21 protein-coding genes and 1 pseudogene are annotated in these 20,443 nt (G+C 43.9%); 8 read left to right on the top strand and 14 right to left on the bottom strand.

Annotated elements, in window-relative coordinates; genetic code table 11:
* Positions 1-6 precede the first annotated feature (6 nt).
* Complete coding sequence (locus tag ACFVAD_RS14170; RefSeq protein ID WP_386641159.1) at positions 7-243, bottom strand: YuzB family protein; 237 nt, start codon at positions 241-243, stop codon at positions 7-9.
* 372 nt (positions 244-615) lie between these two features.
* Here ACFVAD_RS14170 and ACFVAD_RS14165 point away from each other — a divergent pair, with 372 nt between their 5' ends.
* The gene (locus ACFVAD_RS14165) at positions 616-1,683 is read left to right on the top strand and encodes an NAD(P)/FAD-dependent oxidoreductase (RefSeq protein WP_386641156.1); all 1,068 of its coding nucleotides are present in this window, start codon (positions 616-618) and stop codon (positions 1,681-1,683) included.
* 44 nt (positions 1,684-1,727) lie between these two features.
* Here the strand turns inward: ACFVAD_RS14165 and ACFVAD_RS14160 are convergent, their stop codons facing one another.
* On the bottom strand, positions 1,728-2,057 hold the full coding sequence (locus tag ACFVAD_RS14160) for a YuzD family protein (protein ID WP_386641153.1): 330 nt from the start codon (positions 2,055-2,057) through the stop codon (positions 1,728-1,730).
* 536 nt (positions 2,058-2,593) lie between these two features.
* On the opposite strand from ACFVAD_RS14160, the pseudogene ACFVAD_RS14155 reads away from it, so the two are divergent.
* Positions 2,594-2,866: pseudogene (locus tag ACFVAD_RS14155) on the top strand (NifU family protein); the annotation flags it as partial.
* Between the two features lie 57 nt (positions 2,867-2,923).
* Here the strand turns inward: ACFVAD_RS14155 and thrB are convergent.
* The 3 genes from thrB to ACFVAD_RS14140 are packed head-to-tail and all read right to left on the bottom strand — an operon-like array spanning position 2,924 to position 6,182.
* Positions 2,924-3,835, bottom strand: a complete 912-nt coding sequence (gene thrB, locus ACFVAD_RS14150) for a homoserine kinase (RefSeq protein WP_386641151.1) — start codon at positions 3,833-3,835, stop codon at positions 2,924-2,926.
* Positions 3,832-4,887, bottom strand: coding sequence for a threonine synthase (thrC, locus tag ACFVAD_RS14145; RefSeq protein ID WP_386641149.1), 1,056 nt, complete (start codon positions 4,885-4,887; stop codon positions 3,832-3,834). The genes thrB and thrC overlap by 4 nt, the downstream gene beginning before the upstream one ends.
* The gene (locus ACFVAD_RS14140) at positions 4,884-6,182 is read right to left on the bottom strand and encodes a homoserine dehydrogenase (protein WP_386641146.1); all 1,299 of its coding nucleotides are present in this window, start codon (positions 6,180-6,182) and stop codon (positions 4,884-4,886) included. The genes thrC and ACFVAD_RS14140 overlap by 4 nt, the downstream gene beginning before the upstream one ends.
* Positions 6,183-6,435: 253 nt before the next feature.
* Between ACFVAD_RS14140 and ACFVAD_RS14135 the strand changes: the two genes are divergently transcribed.
* Positions 6,436-8,154, top strand: a complete 1,719-nt coding sequence (locus ACFVAD_RS14135) for a DUF2207 domain-containing protein (RefSeq protein WP_386641143.1) — start codon at positions 6,436-6,438, stop codon at positions 8,152-8,154.
* A gap of 94 nt (positions 8,155-8,248) precedes the next feature.
* On the opposite strand, the gene ACFVAD_RS14130 is transcribed toward ACFVAD_RS14135, so the two are convergent.
* On the bottom strand, positions 8,249-9,220 hold the full coding sequence (locus ACFVAD_RS14130; protein WP_386641141.1) for a 2-hydroxyacid dehydrogenase: 972 nt from the start codon (positions 9,218-9,220) through the stop codon (positions 8,249-8,251).
* Positions 9,221-9,336: 116 nt separating this feature from the next.
* Positions 9,337-10,344, bottom strand: coding sequence for a spore coat putative kinase YutH (gene yutH / locus ACFVAD_RS14125; protein WP_386641138.1), 1,008 nt, complete (start codon positions 10,342-10,344; stop codon positions 9,337-9,339).
* Positions 10,345-10,578: 234 nt separating this feature from the next.
* Between yutH and ACFVAD_RS14120 the strand changes: the two genes are divergently transcribed.
* Positions 10,579-11,079 (top strand): phosphatidylglycerophosphatase A family protein, encoded by a 501-nt coding sequence (locus ACFVAD_RS14120; protein WP_386641135.1) that lies wholly within the window; start codon positions 10,579-10,581, stop codon positions 11,077-11,079.
* A 44-nt stretch (positions 11,080-11,123) separates the two neighbouring features.
* Here ACFVAD_RS14120 and ACFVAD_RS14115 read toward each other — a convergent pair whose 3' ends face one another.
* From ACFVAD_RS14115 to ACFVAD_RS14105, 3 genes are all read right to left on the bottom strand, one after another.
* Entirely contained in the window at positions 11,124-11,894 is a 771-nt protein-coding gene (locus ACFVAD_RS14115; protein WP_386641132.1) for a TIGR01457 family HAD-type hydrolase, read from the bottom strand.
* A 623-nt stretch (positions 11,895-12,517) separates the two neighbouring features.
* Positions 12,518-12,955: a DUF86 domain-containing protein gene (locus ACFVAD_RS14110; protein ID WP_386641129.1), complete on the bottom strand. Its 438-nt coding sequence runs from the start codon at positions 12,953-12,955 to the stop codon at positions 12,518-12,520.
* A gap of 27 nt (positions 12,956-12,982) precedes the next feature.
* Complete coding sequence (locus ACFVAD_RS14105; RefSeq protein ID WP_386641126.1) at positions 12,983-14,311, bottom strand: EAL domain-containing protein; 1,329 nt, start codon at positions 14,309-14,311, stop codon at positions 12,983-12,985.
* A gap of 159 nt (positions 14,312-14,470) precedes the next feature.
* On the opposite strand from ACFVAD_RS14105, the gene ACFVAD_RS14100 reads away from it, so the two are divergent.
* Together ACFVAD_RS14100 and ACFVAD_RS14095 are read left to right on the top strand one after the other, a co-directional pair.
* Complete coding sequence (locus tag ACFVAD_RS14100) at positions 14,471-14,737, top strand: DUF3055 domain-containing protein (RefSeq protein WP_386641446.1); 267 nt, start codon at positions 14,471-14,473, stop codon at positions 14,735-14,737.
* Between the two features lie 56 nt (positions 14,738-14,793).
* On the top strand, positions 14,794-15,090 hold the full coding sequence (locus ACFVAD_RS14095) for a cytosolic protein (protein ID WP_386641443.1): 297 nt from the start codon (positions 14,794-14,796) through the stop codon (positions 15,088-15,090).
* A 236-nt stretch (positions 15,091-15,326) separates the two neighbouring features.
* On the opposite strand, the gene ACFVAD_RS14090 is transcribed toward ACFVAD_RS14095, so the two are convergent.
* Positions 15,327-15,605: a YutD family protein gene (locus ACFVAD_RS14090; RefSeq protein ID WP_204418723.1), complete on the bottom strand. Its 279-nt coding sequence runs from the start codon at positions 15,603-15,605 to the stop codon at positions 15,327-15,329.
* 109 nt (positions 15,606-15,714) lie between these two features.
* Here ACFVAD_RS14090 and ACFVAD_RS14085 point away from each other — a divergent pair, with 109 nt between their 5' ends.
* Positions 15,715-16,413 carry a YhcN/YlaJ family sporulation lipoprotein gene (locus ACFVAD_RS14085; protein ID WP_386641122.1) on the top strand — a complete coding sequence of 233 codons (699 nt, stop codon included), beginning with the start codon at positions 15,715-15,717 and terminating at the stop codon, positions 16,411-16,413.
* A 44-nt stretch (positions 16,414-16,457) separates the two neighbouring features.
* Here ACFVAD_RS14085 and lipA read toward each other — a convergent pair whose 3' ends face one another.
* Positions 16,458-17,354 (bottom strand): lipoyl synthase, encoded by an 897-nt coding sequence (lipA, locus tag ACFVAD_RS14080; RefSeq protein WP_386641119.1) that lies wholly within the window; start codon positions 17,352-17,354, stop codon positions 16,458-16,460.
* 244 nt (positions 17,355-17,598) lie between these two features.
* On the opposite strand from lipA, the gene ACFVAD_RS14075 reads away from it, so the two are divergent.
* Entirely contained in the window at positions 17,599-18,588 is a 990-nt protein-coding gene (locus ACFVAD_RS14075; RefSeq protein WP_386641117.1) for a M23 family metallopeptidase, read from the top strand.
* A gap of 47 nt (positions 18,589-18,635) precedes the next feature.
* Here ACFVAD_RS14075 and ACFVAD_RS14070 read toward each other — a convergent pair whose 3' ends face one another.
* Both ACFVAD_RS14070 and ACFVAD_RS14065 read right to left on the bottom strand, forming a co-directional pair.
* Positions 18,636-18,755, bottom strand: coding sequence for a methionine/alanine import family NSS transporter small subunit (locus tag ACFVAD_RS14070; protein WP_386641114.1), 120 nt, complete (start codon positions 18,753-18,755; stop codon positions 18,636-18,638).
* A complete protein-coding gene (locus tag ACFVAD_RS14065; RefSeq protein ID WP_386641111.1) occupies positions 18,755-20,293 on the bottom strand; it encodes a sodium-dependent transporter in 1,539 nt (512 codons plus the stop codon). The genes ACFVAD_RS14070 and ACFVAD_RS14065 overlap by 1 nt, the downstream gene beginning before the upstream one ends.
* Positions 20,294-20,443: the final 150 nt, after the last annotated feature.

Genomic DNA, 20,443 nt, shown 5'->3' with positions numbered 1-20,443 from the left:
ATTTTTTTAGAACATTGGATTCTCTTCCAAGTATTGATAGATGTTATCTACCAGCTGCTCAGGTGTGCCGCCAGTAACAACGTCCCCATTTACAAGAGCAAATAGAGAGTCAAAACATTTCCCACAGTACCCGAGGCAACCATATTCCACTATATCCAAGTTAGGATCCTTCTCCAGCACTTCACGCGCTTTTTGAGATCCGCTGGCTAAATTACTGATACAAAACTCTATGATTGGTTTCACCTTATTCACCCCTCTATTGCACCTTCATGCTACCTTTTTTTCCTTATAAGGTCAATATTTTGATTTCATTTGCAACTCTATTCATGCACACTATTCCATACTCCTTTTCTGACTGTAAAATTTTAGCTGATAGACTACATATTTCCTGGTTTTACAACGGTCATTAATCTAAGTATTTTGTGAAAGAATGTTGTTATTTTGTCTTAATTTCGATATACTTTTAATGGTATTTTATTTAAACGTGACATACACATTGGAGTTTGAAAGCGCAAACGGGTTATCATATGTGCGTTATTTCACATAATTTTCCTAGATTACTAGAAATTATTTTAATTAAGAATAGATACAAGCTTGAAAAGGAGTTTAGCTGCTATGAAAAAACTTGTTGTGCTTGGCGGAGGTTACGGAGGAATGCGTATTTTGCATCGTCTCCTTCCGAATCAGTTACCTGAAGATACGGAAATTGTGCTAGTGGATCGCGCTCCCTACCACAGTTTAAAAACGGAATTCTATGCGCTTGCTGCAGGGACCATTTCAGATCACCATGTTCGCGTGACATTCCCGGAGCATCACAAGCTCTCCGTTAAATATGGAGAAGTTACTAGTGTCGATATGGAAAACAAAACAGTTCATTTTGAGGACCAAAGTACCCTTTCATTTGATGATCTTATAATAGGTCTTGGCTGTGAGGATAAATATCACAATATTCCAGGAGCCGAGGAGCATACCTTCAGTATCCAGACCATCAACAACTCAAGAAAAGCCTATCAGGCACTAAATGACTTAGCAGCAAACAAAGTGGTGGCAATTGTCGGCGGAGGCTTGAGCGGCGTGGAGATTGCAAGTGAACTTCATGAAAGCCGTCCTGATTTGACCATTAAACTATTCGACAGAGGGAACATCATTCTTTCCAGCTTCCCTGAGCGTTTAAGCCAATATGTGCAGAACTGGTTTGAGACACACGGAGTGGAAGTAATAAACGGTTCCAATATTACCCGAGTGGAGGAAAAAACTCTTTTCAACCATGATGAACCTGTACACTGCGATGCTATCGTATGGACAGCAGGAATTCAACCAAACAAGGTTGTTCGTGACCTGGATGTCGAAAAAGATAATCAAGGGCGCATCGTCTTAACGAAACAGCACAATATCCCGGGCAATGAGCATGTATATGTTGTGGGTGATTGTGCCAGTCTACCACATGCGCCTAGTGCGCAGCTGGCAGAGGGACAAGCCGAACAGATCGTCCAGGTTCTCGTAAAGCGTTGGAATGGCGAAGCTCCACCAGAGGAATTCCCTCCAATCAAATTAAAAGGAGTTCTCGGCTCTCTTGGGAAAAAGCATGGTTTCGGCCTTGTGAACGAACGCCCGCTTACAGGAAGGGTAGCCCGACTTTTAAAGTCTGGAATCCTTTGGATGTATAAATATCATAACGGTTAATAAAAAATACGTGAATGAGCCAATCCCTCATTCACGCATTTTTTTTATGAAGCGATGTATCCGTATTTCTCCATTTCCGCATAAACGGTTTTCAGCTTGGGATTCCCTTCCCCCACTATCTCACCATTGATGACTACAACAGGGTAAAACATGTCCTCCTCGACCACACGGCTTGCAAATGCCTTCTTCTCATCCTCACAATTTTCCGCCTTAAAAATATCTATATAGGAAATGGTGAAGGGCTGGTCTGGAAATTTTCTTGCGACTGCCGCCTGCAGCCATTCATAGGTTTCTTTGGATGATGGAAGGTTTACACAACTTGGACAAAGCACTTCTGCCCCATATACGCTTATTTCTACTGCCTGTTTGGACATGACTCGGCCTCCATGACTCTTTTTCTTTCATTTTACCGTAAAACGCTTACTTTTTCATAGGATCCCTGAAAATAAGTGTCTGCGTTTGACTCCCTGTCGGCTTCCGTTCCAGGTGTTCGCTTTCCGCGGGGCGGTGCTCGAGCCTCCTCGGCCTTGCCTGCGGGGTCTCAAGCCTACCGCTATCTCCCGCAGGAGTCTCACACCTTGCACTCCAACCAACAGGGGCGGCAAGTGACGCATAACGTCAGCACTATATTTATATATTATGCTGTAAATCCTTTACATGAGGAATACTGATAGTGCATTTTTTTGATTTTTTTAGAATCTAGCGGTTGATTGGAGCAATAGGCGAAGACTCCTGCGGGAGGTAGCGTTTAGTGGAGACCCCACAGGCGAAGCCGAGGAGGCTCCACAAACGCCCCGCGGAAAGCGCAGCCTAGTGCGGAAATCAACCGCGGTGTTTAAAGTGACAAAAAAAATAGAGAATTCCTAAAAACACCCAGTGCAAGGCAATAGATTTTTTATTACATTCGCTATATAATATAAATATGGTATGGAAAGGAGCGATAAATATGTCTAACCCAGAAATCAATGAACAAGTACAGGAAGTATTAGATAAATTGCGTCCATTTCTTCTTCGTGACGGAGGAGACTGCGAGCTTGTAGATGTGGAGGATGGAATTGTAAAGCTTCGTCTATTGGGAGCTTGCGGATCTTGCCCAAGTTCAACTATCACGCTAAAAGCTGGTATCGAACGCGCACTTCTTGAAGAAGTTCCAGGCATCGTGGAAGTAGAACAGGTATTTTAATACAGCCTATAAAGCAAAACCGGGATGGCTTGCAGCCGCTCCCGGTTTTTTTATGTTTTATACACATGTAAAATGATTGGAGTGTACCTCGCTTCCCACGCTGCTGATTTCCAAATAATCTACAGCAAAGTCAGGATATTCTCCCTGCAGTTTCTCTTGTACATTCCGTCCTAAGCCACGCTCGCAAAAGCAGATGATGGTCGGCCCCGCTCCACTGATGCTTACCCCAAAGGCTCCGGCTTTTTTTGCCCTGTCCCGAACGTTGGAGAGCTGCGGAAACAGTTTCAACCGGTAAGGCTCATGGAACACATCACTTTCCATCATTTTTCCTGCCAGCTTCCAGTCCTGCATCATCAGGCCACCAAGGAGTACATTGGCATGACTGCTTCCAAGCACCGCTTCTTTGAATGGAAGCACATCCGGTAAAAGTTGCCGGGATTCACTCGTTTTTGCTTCAAAATTCGGCACCACTACCACCAGTTCCATTTTCGGAACCGGTAACTTAATATACTCAAAGCTGCCATTTCGAAAGGTGGATACAATGAGCCCGCCATAGAGAGAGGCTGCTACATTATCGGCATGTCCCTCAAACCTTGCTGCGAGTTGAAGCTTTTCATCCGGCGTCAGATTTTTTCCACATACGATATTCATGACCTCAATGGCACCTACAATGGCGGCTGCACTGCTGCCTAATCCACGTGCCATCGGGATCTCACTCATAATATGCACATGAACAGGAGGTGCTTTTAGCTCCCAAAGCTTCTCCAGCTCCATACAGACAGTTCGGAGCAGGTTATCCTCCTCATTCAGCAATAATGGGGGGACTGAGGTGAATCTCCACTCATTGGCATATTGCACGAAAAGTGTTACATACTTCGAAACTGCAAGCCCGATAGAATCGAACCCAGGGCCAAGATTGGCAGAGCTGCCCGGAACCTTTATGACATATCCATTCTTATACTCCTTCATACAGACACACCTTCAAAGGATGCTGCCAGCTGCTTATAGCCCTCCAGACTCTGCACCTTCACATTTGCATGCTCTGTTGCGGTAACGGGATCCTTCAAGCCGTTGCCTGTTAATACCGCCACCACTCTTTTCCCCTTCGCCAGCTCCTTATGCTGCAGATGCTTCATGATACCTGCCAAGGAAGCACTTGAAGCCGGTTCAGCAAAGATGCCTTCCCTTTTGGCAAGCAGCCGGTACGCCATTATCATCTCTTCATCTGTGACAAAATCAATCTTTCCTTTTGATTCTTCCGCAGCACTCACTGCCTGTTTCCAGCTTGCAGGATTTCCGATCCGAATGGCAGTGGCTATCGTCTCTGGATCAGGAATGATGCTATTTTTCACAATTGCTGCTGCACCCTCCGCCTCAAAGCCCCTCATTTCAGGAAGACCAGTTTGAAACTGTTGATTGTATTCTTTAAATCCTTTCCAATAGGCAGTAATGTTTCCGGCATTCCCCACGGGTAAAGCCAGTACATCAGGCGCCTTACCCAGCTGGTCGCACACCTCGAACGCCGCTGTTTTCTGCCCCTCGATCCGGTATGGATTAAGAGAGTTCACAAGTGTGATTGGCAATTCCTCCGACAACCTTCTGACGAGCTGTAGGGCTTCATCGAAGTTTCCTTTTATCGAATAGACCTCGGCACCGTACATGACTGCCTGCGCTAATTTCCCTTGTGCTATTTTACCGTCTGGAATCACGACAACACATTTCATCCCCGCTCTGGCTGCATATGCTGCTGCAGAAGCGGATGTATTTCCCGTTGAAGCACAGACGATGGTGCTGCTTCCTTCCTCCTTCGCTTTTGCCACAGCCAGGGCCATCCCTCTATCCTTAAAAGAACCGGTTGGATTCGCTCCCTCTACTTTTACATATAGTTCAACACCCAAATCGTTGGAGAGATTTTCTAAAAACAAAAGAGGTGTATGACCTTCGTGAAGACTGACGTTCGGCGTTTTTTCACTAACTGGTAGGAACCTGCTATAGTTGTCTATCAATCCTTTCCATTTCATACCAGAACTTCTCCCTCCACTCGATAGCTGCTTTTGATTTCCTGAACCATCGGCATACTTGAAAGCTCCTCCAGCAGATCCTCATATCTCTTTAGTGAGGCATGATGCGTGACAACCACTACTTCCGCCAATGATTCTTCTTTCAATGGCAGCTGCAGGATCTTTTCAAAGCTTACTCCTTTATTGGAAAAAAGATTTGTAATATGGGATAGCACACCCACTTCATCCTTCACATGGACACGCAGGAAATGCTTTGCCTGTACTTCATCCTTTTCCTTCAGCGTCTTTTGGAACTGCGGGGATACCATACTCTTTCCGTTTACTCCAAGTCTCATATTCTTCATGACCCCAACCAGATCCGATACAACCGCAGTTGCTGTTGGGAGACTGCCAGCACCAGGTCCATAGAACATCGTCTCTCCCACTGCCTCGCCATACACATAAACCGCATTGTATTCATTTTGCACACTTGCCAGCGGGTGATCCTTGGGCAGGAGCGTCGGTCCCACGCTCACCTCCACCCTGTCGTTTTCTCGGTGTGCAATCCCGATCAGTTTCATTGTATAGCCAAGCTTTTTGCTGTATTCCAGATCCTCTTCAGAGATAGCCGAGATACCTTTTACCTGGACATCCTTCAGTTCAATATTCATCGAGAAACCGAGTGTAGCAAGTATTGCCATCTTCCTTGCAGCATCAATCCCCTCCACATCGGCAGTGGGATCTGCCTCAGCAAATCCAAGCACCTGTGCCTGTTGCAGCACTTCTTCATAGGAGGATCCTTCATTGTTCATTTTTGTCAGGATGAAGTTGGTCGTCCCGTTCACAATCCCCATCATTTTTGTAATTCGATCGGATGCAAGCCCATCCACCAGACTGCGCAGGATTGGAATTCCGCCAGCAACACTTGCTTCATAGAAGAGGTCGCAATTGTTCTCTGCCGCTGCGGCCAAAAGCTCCGAACCATAGACAGCCATCAGGTCTTTATTGGCAGTCACCACATGTTTCTTGTTTTTCAATGCTCTCAGAATATAGTGTCTCGCTTCTTCCACTCCACCCATCACTTCGATCACTACATCAATCTCCGGATCCTCAAGCACCTCTTCGGCATGCAAGGTTAACAGCTTTTCATCGAAATCCACAAGCCGTTCCTTATGTAGATCCTTTACCAACGCCCTTTTCACCTTCACAGCACAGCCTACTTGATGCTTCAGTTTATCCTGATGATTTTCCACAATCTTCACTACCCCACAGCCAACCGTCCCTAAACCAAGCAATCCCAATGAAATCTCCTTCAATCAAATCTACTCCCTTTTGAGGGTCCAGCCCTCTTTGTATTTTCAGCGTGTACATTTGTTTTTATATAATGGACATTATAGAATGCTTTCTACTGACTGACAAGGGGTTATTTTAGGCGTTTTTTGCGTGTAAGCGTTTTACCTACTGGGGGAGTAAGGGATATTTTTTTGAAAATTCTTAAAGACAGGTGATGCCGGATGAAACCTTTTATCGCGGATGACGTATTAACTAGTAGAAACGAGGTGGAGGAACATGAAATTCAACTACTTTTTAATCCCATTCTTATTAATTAGTCTGCTATTGATTCCCACTCAGGCTCTTGCAGTGGAGTTCCAGATCAATGACGTACAAATAGATGCTTACCTCCAGGAGAATGGAAATGTAAAAGTCTATGAAGCCCATACGTATACGTTTGAGGGAGAGTTTAACGGTATCACAAGGACCATCATTCCAAAAAGAGGCACTCAGATAAGAAATCTCGAGGCAAGAGAAAATGAAGTGTTGCTTAAAATGGAGCAGGAAGATAATCTTTACCGCATTTACCGTGGTGGAGACTCGGAGACTTTTACAGTTCTCATTACGTACGAAATTTTGCAAGGTGTTGATGTTTATCCTGACGTGGCGGAATTCTATTGGCCTTTTTTCGATGAGAGCAATGAATCCGACTATGAAAGTTTTTCCGTAACTGTCTATCCGCCTTCTCCAGCAAGTGAAGCTATCGCATTTGGCTACGACGAAGCGTTTGGGACAGAAAAGCTTGATTCGGAAGGAAAGGTGCACTTTGAGCTTGGCTATGTGCCAAGCCATGAAAACGGTGATATCCGGGTAGCCTATGATGCACAACTTTTCCCTTCCGCTCCTTTAAGTGGTAGTGATCCGATGAAGGAAAAGATAGTATCGGCAAAAGAGGAAGGAATTAACAAGGCGCTGCAATACGAAAAGGTTCGTGAGATTCTTTCGATTACAACCTATATTCTATTACCACTATTCTCATTCGTATTGGGATTACTTATCGTTGCAGCGATGATAAAAGGAAGGAATACCAGGAACTCAGCGAAAAGGGAAATGGCATCCTTTTCAGGCACACCAGAGCAGCGGCTCAGCATGCCCGCCACCATTCTGTTCACCCATCACCAGCTGCCAGGCCAAGCTATTGCTGCCGCATTGTTGGATCTGGTAAGACTCGGTTATGTAAAAAAGCTATCAAATGAGAGGTTTCTTGCAATAGAGCGTGACGTACCCCTGAAGCATCAAATGATCCTTATCACCTGGCTTTTTGACAAAATGGGTTCCCATAATGAATTCAGCCTCGGGGACCTGAACAGCTATATGAAAAATCAGAAGAATCATGCGGAATTCATTAAATACCAATCCATGTGGACGCAGGCCATCAAAGAAGAAGTGAAGGAACAGGAACTCTATGATAAAAAAGAGGGTTACAGAATTGCAGTTGGACTCTCCAGTATCCTTCTTGTCCCATTTTTATTTCTGTTCCCAATCTATGACTTGTTTCCTGCTTTCTTCATCTCTCTTGTATTGTTCTTTGCAACCATTCTCTATGCAATTGCCTTTCATCCAAAAACGGTCAAAGGCTTTATTATAATGTTGGAATGGAGACAGTTAAAACTACGATTTCCCTCATTGTCCCAAAAGGACTGGGACTCCTGGACCGAGGACCAGAAAATGCGCGCCTTCATCTATGCGCTCGGTATTAACGAAAAATCGATGAGAAAGAAAAATGAAAGCTTCGTATCCGGTTTCCAAATACCAATGGACAGATCGCACCCAGTCAGCCCTGCTTACTCAGGTATGGATGTAACCACTCTACTGTTGATAGGGAATGCCACCTCATCCAGCTTTCATTCCGCAAGCCGAAAAGCAGCAAGCACAACAGGTGACAGCGGGGGCGGTGCAGGTTCAGGTGGGGGATCCGGCGCTGGTGGAGGCGGGGGTGGATCTGGCGGGTTCTGACTCAAGATATTCATAATTAAACAGCAAAAGGGCCTGACCCCCGCTGCGTTATTGCTTTAACGCGGCGAGTGTCAGGCCCCATTTCTATATTCTCTTACTTCCCGCCCACAACACTCTTCGCCTTTCTACCTTCGAGTACAGCGATGATGTTATCTCGGCATAGTTCCATCATGGTGGTGCGTGTTTCCACACTTGCGCTTCCGATATGAGGCAGGGCAACCACCTGAGGGAACTGGAGCAGCGGATGGTCCGCTCCAATAGGTTCCTTGTAGAAAACATCAAGACCCGCTCCTGCTATTTCTTTCTGCTCCAAAGCGTGAATCAGCGCTTCTTCATCCACTACCTGGCCTCTTCCTACGTTGACGAAGATTGCGGAGGACTTCATGCGCTTAAATGCATCTGCGTCAAAGAGATGCTTCGTGTCTGCCGTAAGGGGTGTCAAGCATACCACGTAGTCAGATCCCTCAAGCAATTCTTCAAAAGACATATACGTTGCTCCGAGTTCATTCTCCGCTGCAGCATGCCTGCTTCGGTTGTGATAAAGGATTTCCATCCCGAACCCCTTTGCTCTTCTTGCGACTGAAGTCCCAATGCTTCCCATTCCAACGATACCGATTGTTTTATGGTGCACGTCGGTTCCTGCAAGCAGATAGGGACTCCAGCTTTGCCATTGCCCCTCTTTAACAAAGTGATGTGCCTCAGTCAATCTTCTTGCCGCTGAGAGCATAAGTCCGAATGTCAGATCTGCGGTCGTCTCGGTCAGCACATCCGGTGTATTGCAAACGATGACTTCGTTCCGTACAGCCGCTTCCAAATTGATATTGTCATAGCCGACCGCCAAATTCGCGACCACCTTCAGGTTAGGTGCGTTCTCTAGCAATTGCTCATCTACAGAGTCGGATAGCATCGTCAAGAGCGCATCCGCATTTTCCGCTTCCTTCAACAGCACTTCCCTAGGTACTGCTTCGCTTTCACTGTTCCACATTTGCACATCAGCTATCTGTTTCAGAGGAGTAAGTACCTCCTCCGATATCTTTCTTGTGATAAATACATACGGCTTGGACATTTGCTACACTCCTTGTTTTAAGTAAACGTTGAATGAATGGTGTGAATAGTAAGTATTTTATCACTGTTTTCCCTATTCTTACATACCTATATAGAAAAATAACCAACTTTACTCTTTTATTTTTTCACCCATTCCAATACAGGAATACCGTATGTTTTGGCTGGTACACCTGCCAGGTCATAGAAATTTCCCAACACTTGTTCATACGTGTCAGAGGATTGGAGAATACCTCGGAGCCGGTCTTCATGCCATTTTTTATCCGCAACTGGCCCGCTCGTGTAATAATCCTCTACACATTCGAAATAATGGATTGGGAAAACAAGCCGTGCATACAGAAGCCTCCATGAAAAGCTGGAGAGGGGAGATACTCTTTCATAGTCTTTTAAGAAAGTTTGAATATGACCGGGATTCATGTCAGGACCCTTCCTGCATTCAGCCCGGATCCATTCGGAAAGATCTCGTGCAGCATGGTCAAATATCCAATCGGTAGGGAGCTTCATCCATTTGGACTGCTGCCAGGTCAAGTTGGTGAACCTGTGGTGACACAAGGTGGCTGCATCATTTATCATCGGACTATCATCAAGCTCCGTATCCACCAAATATTGAATGGCATTCTCTGTCAGACCCATATAATAGGGAAAGGATTCAACAAACAACGTATCAAAGAGATCAACCGGATTGCTTCTTACTTTTTCGCGGAAAAAGAGTTCCATCTGATCAATCCGCTTTACCCAAAGGCTTTTCCATTGCCCGATACGATTGATGGACGTTACTTTTGCGGGGAAGCTTCTGGCGTTTAAATGAAAGAGTGCAAGTTCCTTTCCAACAACCAGTTTTCTGGAGCTATAATCATAAGGCATGCGGAATAGTGCCATTTTCCTGCCTTCTATTTCCGTTGTGTAGGATTCACTTTTATTTTTCACAAAAGAACTAACATATATATCCTGATGGGTGCGTATCATATACTCACTCAGCTTTTGCAGCTCTTCTATCTCGGCCTCCTCAAGATGACCAACCGGCACTAAAATGTACATCACTCGATTCGCCCAGAAAGCATCATAGTGTCGTACTTTTTGTTTTCTTTCCATCCTCAATTCATATTGTTCATAGATTATCTGCTTCAACTTTTGCTCCCTCCTTCTCTCTCATAACCTAAATATATGAGAATAAGAAAGAAAACTTGTTAAGTTGTTTTATTTCACGTAAGGATTCCCTAAAAAGTATAAGTTTTCCTTTCTAGGCAATTATGTATAAGAATCAAATGAATGAGGGTACTGTATAGGGGTAATCATTTTCTCTTAAGAGTGATTCTTCTAAAAAAAATAATTTTCACTATATTATAAAAGATGGGTGAGCGCATGAAGAATTTCAAGGAAATGGATGAAGTAGAAAGAAAGGCTAGAAAACTCTTGGAAGAACGTGGAGTTACCATGGATGACATTGCAGATCTCGTTTATTTTCTGCAATCAAAATACCATCCCGCTCTGGAGAAATCGGAATGCCTGGAAAATATCGATCGAGTGCTTGCCAAGCGTGAAGTCCAAAATACCATATTGACGGGAATTGAACTGGATATACTTGCGGAACAGGGACAGATTCAAGAGCCTCTTTTACGAATCCTTCAGCAGGATGAGGGATTATATGGAGTGGATGAAGTATTGGCTTTGTCCATTGTAAATGTCTATGGTTCCATCGGCTTTACCAACTACGGCTATATTGATAAGCAAAAGCCTGGGATACTCGGAACCTTAAATGACAAGAGCTCAGGCAAGGTGCATACATTTCTGGATGACATTGTAGGGGCAATCGCCGCTGCAGCATCAAGCCGTTTGGCACACCGTGCAGCGAATACGGAATAACAAAAATACTGGCGTTCCCTTTTGAATGGGGACGCCAGTATTTTTTATAAATATTGAATCCAATCTTTTAAGGAATCGACAGTATACGTCGGTTTCTCCTGATATGTTTCCAGATGAGCTTTTGTGGTCACGCCTGTATGAACAAGAAGCGTATCCATTCCTGCATTCATGCCGGCTTTAATATCTGTATGATAGTTGTCTCCGACCATCAGCGTTTCTTCCGGAGCAATTCCTAGTACCTTCAAAGCCTGCTCCATGATTACTTTTTCAGGCTTCCCAATGAAGGTAGGCTGGGTTTCGGTGGAAACCGTCAACACCGAAGTCAAGGATCCATTACCAGGAAGCAAGCCACGTTCGGTTGGGATTGCAATATCTCCATTAGTGGAGATGAATCTTGCACCGTTACGGATATTAATTGCTCCTAGTGCCAGCTTCTCATAGGATATGGTGCGGTCGATACCGGTTACCACGACATCAGCATGTTCTTCAACAAGCTCAAATCCTTTTTCAGTCAGTGCTGTGCGAATACCCTCTTCCCCGATTACATAGATTTTTGCATCTGCCTTATACTCATATATGTAGTTGGCAGTTGCATTGCTGGTGGTGAAGACCTGTTCATCCAAAGTGGGAATTCCGAAGTCTCTCAGCTTTTGTGCCACCTGCTGAGGTGTTCTGGAGGAATTATTTGTTACAAACAAGTACGGTATTTTCTTGTCGTAAAGATGCTGAACAAAATCGCTCGCTTCTTCTATCTTCTCTTTCCCGCGATACATCGTCCCGTCTAAATCGATTAGGTAACCTTGGTATTTTTTCATCTATTTCACGCTCCATTTATTATCATGATGGTTGATTGACTAGTTCATGTTAGCATAATCCATCCATTTAATAAAATAGTGTGCCCGTTCTGTTGGACTTTTTATTAAACAGGGCTATCCTGAAAGTAAGTGTGTGTTCAATTTACTCCATGTTGATTTCGGTTCCAGTTGGCAGCGATCGCTGCGGTGCTTGAGCCTCCTGCGGGGTCTCAAGTCTACCGCTATCTCCCGCAGGACAAGGAAGGCTTCGGCAGCGATACATCGCACGAAGAAAATGCTTGCATTTTCGAGGTGTCTCACACCTTGCACTCCAATCAACAGGGGCCGCGGTAACACATCTACACTATATCTTCCTTTCTCTGGTGTAAATCTCTATATAGGGTCACTGGTAAAGATTAGAGTAGAATGTACCTCTACCTTGCTAGCTGTGGATTGGAGCAATAAGCGAAGACTCCTGCGGGAGGTGGCGTTTAGTGGAGACCCCGCAGGCGAAGCCGAGGAGGCTCCATTAACGCCCCGCGGAAAGCGCATCCTTTGGGGAAATCCACAGCGGTGCTCAAACACAAAAACAAGCGAATCGACCTTTCAGCCGACTCGCCTGCTCCAACATCAATATGAAATGATTATTTCTTAAAAGCTGAAACCGGCCCGAGTTCATTTTCCAGGTAATGACGGACAGATGGACAGAAGGACATTACCGCGTCTTTCCCTTTGGATAGCTTATTCTTTAAGTCCTGATGATCAATGTCTAGGTATTCCTGAACAAGCACCTTGCGCAATCGAACGAGCACTTTCAACTGTTCAGCCAAGGATTTGGAAACCACCTTTTCATCCTCGAGAATATCTATGATATCCTCATAGCTGCCAGGATCGCGCATGATAAATCCATCTATCATCGCGTTTCCCACGTCCAATATCCCTTCGATTACAGACACCATTATCCGTTCAAGAGCTTTAAGCTCCACTGGTGTATCCCATGTTGGGTGATTGGAAAAAATTGTCATACTCTCTTCTATATAAGCAAGTGTTTTTTCCATCTTTTCTCGGTCGACAAAGTACATACAAACATCCCCTTTATGCTGAAATTTTTATGTGATTGGATGGAGAAGCTTAGGCTTTGCATAGAAATAACCTTGCGCCATGTCAACTTTATGCTTCGATAGTATGTGCACTTCCTCCTGCTTTTCAATGCCTTCGGCTACTACAACAGAGCCCGTTTCATTGGCAATCATGAGAAGTCCCTGCAGCATTTTCTCTTTGACAAGGCTTGTATCGATATCCTTTATGACAGATCGGTCAATCTTGATGATGTCTGGCATGATTCGGCTTATGGTATGTAAGCTGGCATATCCTGCACCCGTATCATCCACCGCAATCTGAAAGCCCAATTTCCTTAAGGCAGCAATATTTTCCTCAAATTGCATCAATCCCTCCGTAGAGTCCTGTTCGGTTATTTCAATCGCAATATTCTTTGGATTTATCTCCGGATATTTTCTCATAAGAGCTTGCACTTCTTCAAGCAGCTCTACTTCATTTAAGGTGGTAGGGGTGAAATTGATAAAAACTGCCTCTTTCATCTGACATTGTTCTATAAGCTGAAAAGCTTTCTCGAGAATAATCATTTCCAAATCAAATAAAGTGTTCGTTTGCTTGGCAATGGAGAACAGCTGCAGGGGACTTTCCATCTGCGATTGTTTAGGTCCACGGGTCAGCAGCTCCCACGCTTTGATTCCACCATTCGATACATCGATAATCGGTTGTGCCAATAAAGTGATTTTCTTAAAAGCGATTATCTGATTCATGGTAAATAAGAGCTGATGATATTGCAGCTTATCCTGTTTTTCTGCCATCGCCATGGCCAGAAGATGCGCACGAAGCATACATTCAGACAAGGAGTAGCGATCTGGCTGGAGAAACACATAACCATATTCGAGCATCAGGTTTTTATTGTCCAACAGTCGATAGCGCTTCTGTTCCATTGCTCTCTTAACAAGACTTAGCTTTTCTGCTAGATCTGCAGTGCTGTAAGCATGCTCGTCCACTCGAATCAATAAAGAAATCCCATCGCTATATTGGTCATGCAAACACACGATTTGGTCGCTGGGAAATATCTGGTCTACTGCCTTTTGAAGTCTTGCCTTTACAATTTCGCGGCAACGTATAAACTTACGTCTCCCCACTTTCGTGATGATCTGATCGAGGCTATGAAAATAAAAAGAAATGACTGCTACTTGAAAGCCTTTCTTCAACGTATATTTGACACGCTCTTCAATCGGGTTTCTAAGGATGTAAACGGGCGGATAGTAACGTAAATATTTGGATGGAAGCACGAATTTAACAAGATGTGAGCCTTTTTTTCTATAGAAGTTCTGTATGTGATTCCAGCTTCGCCCCATTGATTGGCTCCCTTCTTCCATCGTTGAATACTTCTGGTGTTTTTTCTTATTTTATCATAAAAAATAAGAAAATTGTCCCATTTTCAAAAGCAGAATAAGAAATAACTTATAACAAGAAAGCGTTTGTATTTGTTATACTAAAAAAAGTATAACAATCGTTACATTTAGGAGGAAGCAATGATGGCAGATAGATTTTTTCTATATGATGATATGGTGGAAACCAAAACACGTTTTGTAAGCTTCATGGGGGAACATACACGCTTTGATCTTGCTATTGTCAAATCGGACCGCTATTACGGCAAAAGCCTTGTCCTTAACATTCAGAGCAACCGTTTCGCGATTATCGGCAGTGATGACCTCGATGAGCCCGGTTATATCGAGCATGCCTACCAGCTGCCAGAAGACGAAGCCGAGGAATTACGGTCTTTCTTGTACGAAGTAGTTTAGTCATCATAATCCCTTCCATGTTGGTAAAGCTAAGAAAAACCTCATGAAAAGGGATGATGGACTTGAGTAAAAAAGACAAGGAACAATACAGTGATTTTACAAATGTGGAAAACTCACACAACTATTTGATTCCTGAGACGCTGCCTGAAGGACCTTATGGCTCACCCCGAGGGAAGAATACTCCTGTTGAAAATAAGAGTACTCCCTGGGAAGAGGGCCAGCGTTATTACAGTGCATTTAATTATGAAAATAAATCCCTGCATGACGACCTACCAAGGAAATATCCCGGGGCACATCCGACACACGATCATCCGGACCAGAAGGAAGAGCCAGCAGACAATAAGCATTCATGATGGCTGTGTAAAACAAAAAGATTGTCTTTGTGTATTATAGCGGTTGCTTGGAGAAAAAGCGGAGACTCATCCGGGAGATGGCGTTTAGTGGAGACCCCACAGGCGAAGCCGAGGAGGCTCACGCAAGCCTCGCGGGTCGCTCTGCCTAGTGCGGAAATCAACAGCGGCGCTTAACAGAGCACTAATAATAAAAGCCCGGACATCAGAATATTATCTGCTGTCGGGCTTTTATTTTCTCATGCCTTTTTCACTTTTTTCAATACAAAGAAAGCACAGCCGAAATTACAATACTCCAGTATATAATCCGGGAGTGTACTGATTTTTGTATCATGTGTGGACTTCTGGTTCTGATCCTCAAAGAATCCACGCAGGCGGAGTTGATTGTAGCCCCAATCCCCTACAATATAATCGTATTTATTCAGGACCTCAATGTATCTGCCTTTGAACGCTTCTTCATTGAACCCATTTCTTTCCTCTTCAATCAATTCATAGCAATGGTTCCCTATACAAATCATTTTCCGATCCTCCATTTCTTCTCTTACTTACATTATAGACCATTCTCCATCAATTTCTAAGACAAAAATATTTCTTAAAGGTCATGCTATAGATAAGGGGGTGTTACCATTGAACAAGTCGCTTAAGCTAATTGCTGTTTTAGGCTTATCCGCTGCACTTACAACTGCCTGCCAATTCGATACGACGCCTGAAGAACGACAGGCCCGAAGCGGATATACCGATAGAGATGGCAATCCGATGAATACTGGTCATCATGACAGGTATGAATTGTATGACGTCCGAAACGGCCGCTCGGAAGATCATGAAAAATTTGGATTTGTCCGCGAGCAGGCTTCACCTGTGAAAAATTCACAACGCTACAATGAGAATATCGCAGCAGTCGATTATGAGGAATTGGCCAATATCATTTCAAAAATGGTGGTACAGCTTCCAGAGATTGACGATGTTGCGACTCTTGTGACAGATGAAGAGGTGCTTATCGCCTATAAAACAAGTGGCGAGGACAGAGAACAGATAGCAGACCAAGTAAGCAAAACAGGATTATCCTTTGTTCCACGTTTCTATCATGTCTATGTTTCAGACAATCCACAGATGATTGCCGACATAGAACGATTCCGTACATTGACTGTGTCGAGCCCTAACATCGATAAGATTCTTGAAAGTACAATCGATACCATGCTCGAATCTCCCCAAGGTAAGGATTTGACCAAAGGCGAAAATGCCAATGGGGAAGGTAAAGGCGAAAGGAACGAGGACCTCGAACAGGAATACAGTGAGCATGTGAGAAAAATGAGGAACAACCAATAAAAGTGAAAAGGGTCAGGCCCCTAATATCGGCCTGACCCTTTTTATTATGCTTGAGCTTGTCTTGCTTTGGCCGCTTCATTGACCTGCTCATCCGCATGGTAGGAAGAGCGTACAAGAGGTCCAGCTTCTACATGGCTGAATCCTTTTGTCATGGCAATTTGGCGCAATTCTTCAAACTCATCCGGATGGTAGTATTTCTGCACCTTGATGTGCTTTTTGGATGGCTGCAGATATTGTCCGATTGTCATAATATCCACATTATTGGCACGGAGATCATCCATTGTTTCAATAATTTCTTCTTTCGTTTCTCCAAGTCCAATCATCAAACTTGATTTGGTTGGAATCTCCGGCTGCATTTCTTTTGCACGCTTCAGGAATTCCAGGGAACGGTCATAGGTTGCTCTCGCACGAACTCTAGGCGTTAAGGAACGCACTGTCTCGATATTGTGATTCAGAATATCAGGCTTTGCATCCATGAGCATTTTGAGGTTTTCATACACCCCACCCATATCTGATGGAAGCACTTCAATCGTCGTGAATGGGTTTTCACGTCGAACCGCTCTTACTGTTTCAGCAAAGATTGCTGCCCCACCATCTTTCAAGTCATCACGGGCAACTGCAGTGATTACCGCATGCTTCAGGTTCATCAGCTTTACGGATTCTGCTACGCGTTCCGGCTCTTGTGTGTCAAGCTCCGTTGGCAATCCTGTTTTCACTGCACAGAAACGGCATGCACGTGTACATACGGCTCCAAGGATCATGAAGGTTGCTGTACGTCTTACAGCCCAACATTCATGGATATTCGGGCATTTTGCCTCTTCACACACTGTATTCAAATTACGTTCTCTCATCAGCTTCTTCAAGCCGGTATAATTTTCATTAGTATTCAGCTTAATTTTTAGCCAATCAGGTTTTCTTATGTAGTCTTCTTTTTTTGCCATATGATCAACTCCAAATTGTCTTATTATTCCAAAGACGACAGATATCCTTATTAAACCCATAGGGAAAATGACATGTTTCTACCATGTCACTTTACCAAACATCCTTCCATTACACAAGTGCAAAAGCTTCCAACAATCCACTTCCATGAATTAGTATTTATTAATTATGAAAAAAACACCAAACTAACAGTAGACAAGAAAGTAATGAAGGTCTTTTAACATGATTGGAAAGGAGAAACCCCCAGTGATACGTTTATTTCTATGTTGCATTTTATTAATAGGATATTTACCTGACCCAGCATCCGCCACAACACTTGAGAATATGACGGACGAGCAGATTTACGAAAAGAGAAATGAGTTATATACAAAAATGCAATCCATCACACAAATACCCTGGCACTACTTTGCAGCCGTCGATCAATACGAGCGCAATGTAAGGCGTGCCAGAAGAGATATTCCAAAATCTTCAGGTGTCATCGGCATCTACTATAAACCGGAAATTTGGGCTGGACCGTTGAATCCGAATCCAAAAGATACGAACCCTAGCCGCATTCAGTTTTTCAGTGGAGTCGGCCAGGATGGAAATGGTGATGGCATAGCCGATTCCACCAATGATGAGGATGTCCTTTATACTTTCGCCACCTATCTCCAATCCTACGGAACAGATAAAGAAAACCTTAAAATTGCATTATGGGATTACTATCAAAGAGACAAAACTGTTGGTCTTATCATGGGTCATCTGAAATTGTATCAAACTTATCAAACGCTGAAGCTTGATAAACATGCTTTCCCTCTGCCGATCCGATCCAATTTCAGCTATAAGAATACTTGGGGGGATGCCAGGGGCTGGGGTGGCAGAAGAATGCATGAGGGAACGGATATTTTTGCAAGCTACGGCGTTCCGGTTCGCTCCACCTGTTATGGAATCATCGAAATCAAGGGATGGAATAAATTCGGAGGGTGGCGCCTCGGAATCCGGGACATCAATAATACCTATCATTATTTTGCCCATCTGAACGGCTTTGCGAAGGACCTGGAAGTGGGACAAGTGGTAGAACCCGGGCAGATGATTGGTTCCGTCGGCAGTTCCGGCTATGGACCACCTGGAACAGCAGGGAAATTCCCTCCGCATCTGCATTACGGTATGTACAAGGATAATGGGTATACAGAATGGTCTTTTGATCCGTTTCCGCATTTGAAATCATGGGAACGAGTGGACCGGAGAAAAAGATGAACAGAAAAAAGCTGCTGGCGGATGAAATTGCCAACAGCTTTCATTTTTTAGTTCTGCACTTCTTTTTGTTCTTTAGATTTTTTTACTGCCCAGTAGATACTGCCACCCATTCCACCCCAGATGACCACAATACCCACTATCATCATGACAACTGCACTAGTTTCCATTATTTATTGACCTCCTTAGAAGAGGAAGATGGTAAAACTACCTCAGCTTTTTTCCATTTCAATAAGGAGAATACGATTCCTATCAAGATCGCTCCCAAAGCAACAATCCAGCCGTACTGAATGGTGAACAAGCGAGAATATCCGCTATCTTCCGCTCCATACACTTCCGCAATGTTTGTACGGATTAGATCGAACATCATGTAACCTAGAACCAAAGGTGTGATGAATGCTAAGGAAATCTTCCACCATGATCCAAGGAATCCTGTCAATTTGATATCAGAAACCATATTGGCATGGTCTTGAAGAGGCTTTAGTTGTCTTACAATCCAAACTACAACGATAACTTGAACAAGACCTGCAAGTGCTACCCCGAATTGGTTGATGAAGTAGTCCGCTACGTCCAGTAGGTTCAAACCGCCTTGAGTCGCAAAGAATAAAGATAGGACAGCGGAAAGTCCTCCACCAAAAAGTACCGCTTTTGTACGGGAGATGTTGAATTTATCCTGTACCCCTGCAACAAAGGTTTCCACGATGGAAATCAAGGACGTTAATCCTGCTAGTACCAACGAAGTGAAGAAAAGGAATCCGAAAAATTGGTTGAAAGCGGGGAACTCGTTGATAACCTGCGGGAATACCATAAACGCAAGCCCGACTCCGCCTTTAACAACTTCATCCACACCTACACCCTGCTGCATCGCCATGAAACCTAAAATACTGAATACCCCGATACCAGCCAATAGCTCAAATCCTGAGTTACTGAAGCCCGTAATAAAGGCGTTGTTTGTAATATCGGACTTTTTCGGAAGGTAACTTGAGTAGGTTACCATGATGGCAAAAGCAATGGATAAACTGAAGAAAATCTGTCCATAGGCTGCCACCCATACCTTACCGCTTGTCAGAACGTCCCAATTCGGCTTAAAGAAAGCGTTCAAGCCTTCCACTGCACCGTCAAGCATCAAAGCGCGCACAACAATGATCAGGAATAGTACTACCAATGTTGGAATGAAGATTTTGTTCGCTACTTCAATTCCCTTTTTGATTCCTTTGAATAGAACCCCTAATGTTATGACCCAAACTAGTATTAATGGTATAAGAACAGAAGGCACCAAGCTTCCGAATTCACCCGGAGCTGCTAATTGAAGATAATCCTCTACCAGGAATCCTACTGTGTCGTCTCCCCAACTTAATTTTAAAGAGAATACAGAGTAAGACATAGCCCATGCGATAATGACGGCATAATAAGTGGATATAACAAATGCTATTGCAACCTGCCACCATCCGAGCCATTCAAACTTTTTGCTTAATCTAGCATAAGAAAGCGGAGCAGATCCACGATACTTATGACCTAGTGTGAACTCAAGTATCAATAGTGGGATACCTGCTGTCAGAAGAGCAAATAAGTAAGGTAAAAAGAAAGCTCCTCCTCCATTGTCATAGGCAACTGCCGGAAAGCGCCATATGTTTCCCAATCCGATGGCCGATCCAACCGCTGCCATAATAAATCCTGCCCTTGTCCCCCATTGCGGTCGATTTTCCATTGTAATATCCTCCCCCGTTGAACTCATAAAATTTCCAAAAAATAGTTGAAAGAGTCCAAATCTTTTCTTTTTTCAGACTATTTAATATAATTTATACATAGTATAACTAGACTTTATGACTATGTCAAAACATTATTTTCATTTATACTT

The organism is Sutcliffiella sp. NPDC057660 (assembly GCF_042800035.1).
GTDB lineage: Bacteria > Bacillota > Bacilli > Bacillales > Bacillaceae_I > Sutcliffiella_A.
Note: the sequence above shows the minus strand (reverse complement) of the source record. Positions and strands in the feature narration are given on the sequence as shown.

Excerpts from the sequence above, each read along its gene's own strand:
- ACFVAD_RS14165 (WP_386641156.1), top strand. The coding sequence starts at position 616 with ATGAAAAAACTTGTTGTGCTTGGCGGAGGTTACGGAGGAATGCGTATT.
- ACFVAD_RS14160 (WP_386641153.1), bottom strand. The coding sequence starts at position 2,057 with ATGTCCAAACAGGCAGTAGAAATAAGCGTATATGGGGCAGAAGTGCTT.
- thrB (WP_386641151.1), bottom strand. The coding sequence starts at position 3,835 with ATGAAGGAGTATAAGAATGGATATGTCATAAAGGTTCCGGGCAGCTCT.
- thrC (WP_386641149.1), bottom strand. The coding sequence starts at position 4,887 with ATGAAATGGAAAGGATTGATAGACAACTATAGCAGGTTCCTACCAGTT.
- ACFVAD_RS14135 (WP_386641143.1), top strand. The coding sequence starts at position 6,436 with ATGAAATTCAACTACTTTTTAATCCCATTCTTATTAATTAGTCTGCTA.
- ACFVAD_RS14130 (WP_386641141.1), bottom strand. The coding sequence starts at position 9,220 with ATGTCCAAGCCGTATGTATTTATCACAAGAAAGATATCGGAGGAGGTA.
- ACFVAD_RS14120 (WP_386641135.1), top strand. The coding sequence starts at position 10,579 with ATGAAGAATTTCAAGGAAATGGATGAAGTAGAAAGAAAGGCTAGAAAA.
- ACFVAD_RS14115 (WP_386641132.1), bottom strand. The coding sequence starts at position 11,894 with ATGAAAAAATACCAAGGTTACCTAATCGATTTAGACGGGACGATGTAT.
- ACFVAD_RS14110 (WP_386641129.1), bottom strand. The coding sequence starts at position 12,955 with ATGTACTTTGTCGACCGAGAAAAGATGGAAAAAACACTTGCTTATATA.
- ACFVAD_RS14105 (WP_386641126.1), bottom strand. The coding sequence starts at position 14,311 with ATGGAAGAAGGGAGCCAATCAATGGGGCGAAGCTGGAATCACATACAG.
- ACFVAD_RS14100 (WP_386641446.1), top strand. The coding sequence starts at position 14,471 with ATGGCAGATAGATTTTTTCTATATGATGATATGGTGGAAACCAAAACA.
- ACFVAD_RS14095 (WP_386641443.1), top strand. The coding sequence starts at position 14,794 with ATGGACTTGAGTAAAAAAGACAAGGAACAATACAGTGATTTTACAAAT.
- ACFVAD_RS14090 (WP_204418723.1), bottom strand. The coding sequence starts at position 15,605 with ATGATTTGTATAGGGAACCATTGCTATGAATTGATTGAAGAGGAAAGA.
- lipA (WP_386641119.1), bottom strand. The coding sequence starts at position 17,354 with ATGGCAAAAAAAGAAGACTACATAAGAAAACCTGATTGGCTAAAAATT.
- ACFVAD_RS14070 (WP_386641114.1), bottom strand. The coding sequence starts at position 18,755 with ATGGAAACTAGTGCAGTTGTCATGATGATAGTGGGTATTGTGGTCATC.
- ACFVAD_RS14065 (WP_386641111.1), bottom strand. The coding sequence starts at position 20,293 with ATGGAAAATCGACCGCAATGGGGGACAAGGGCAGGATTTATTATGGCA.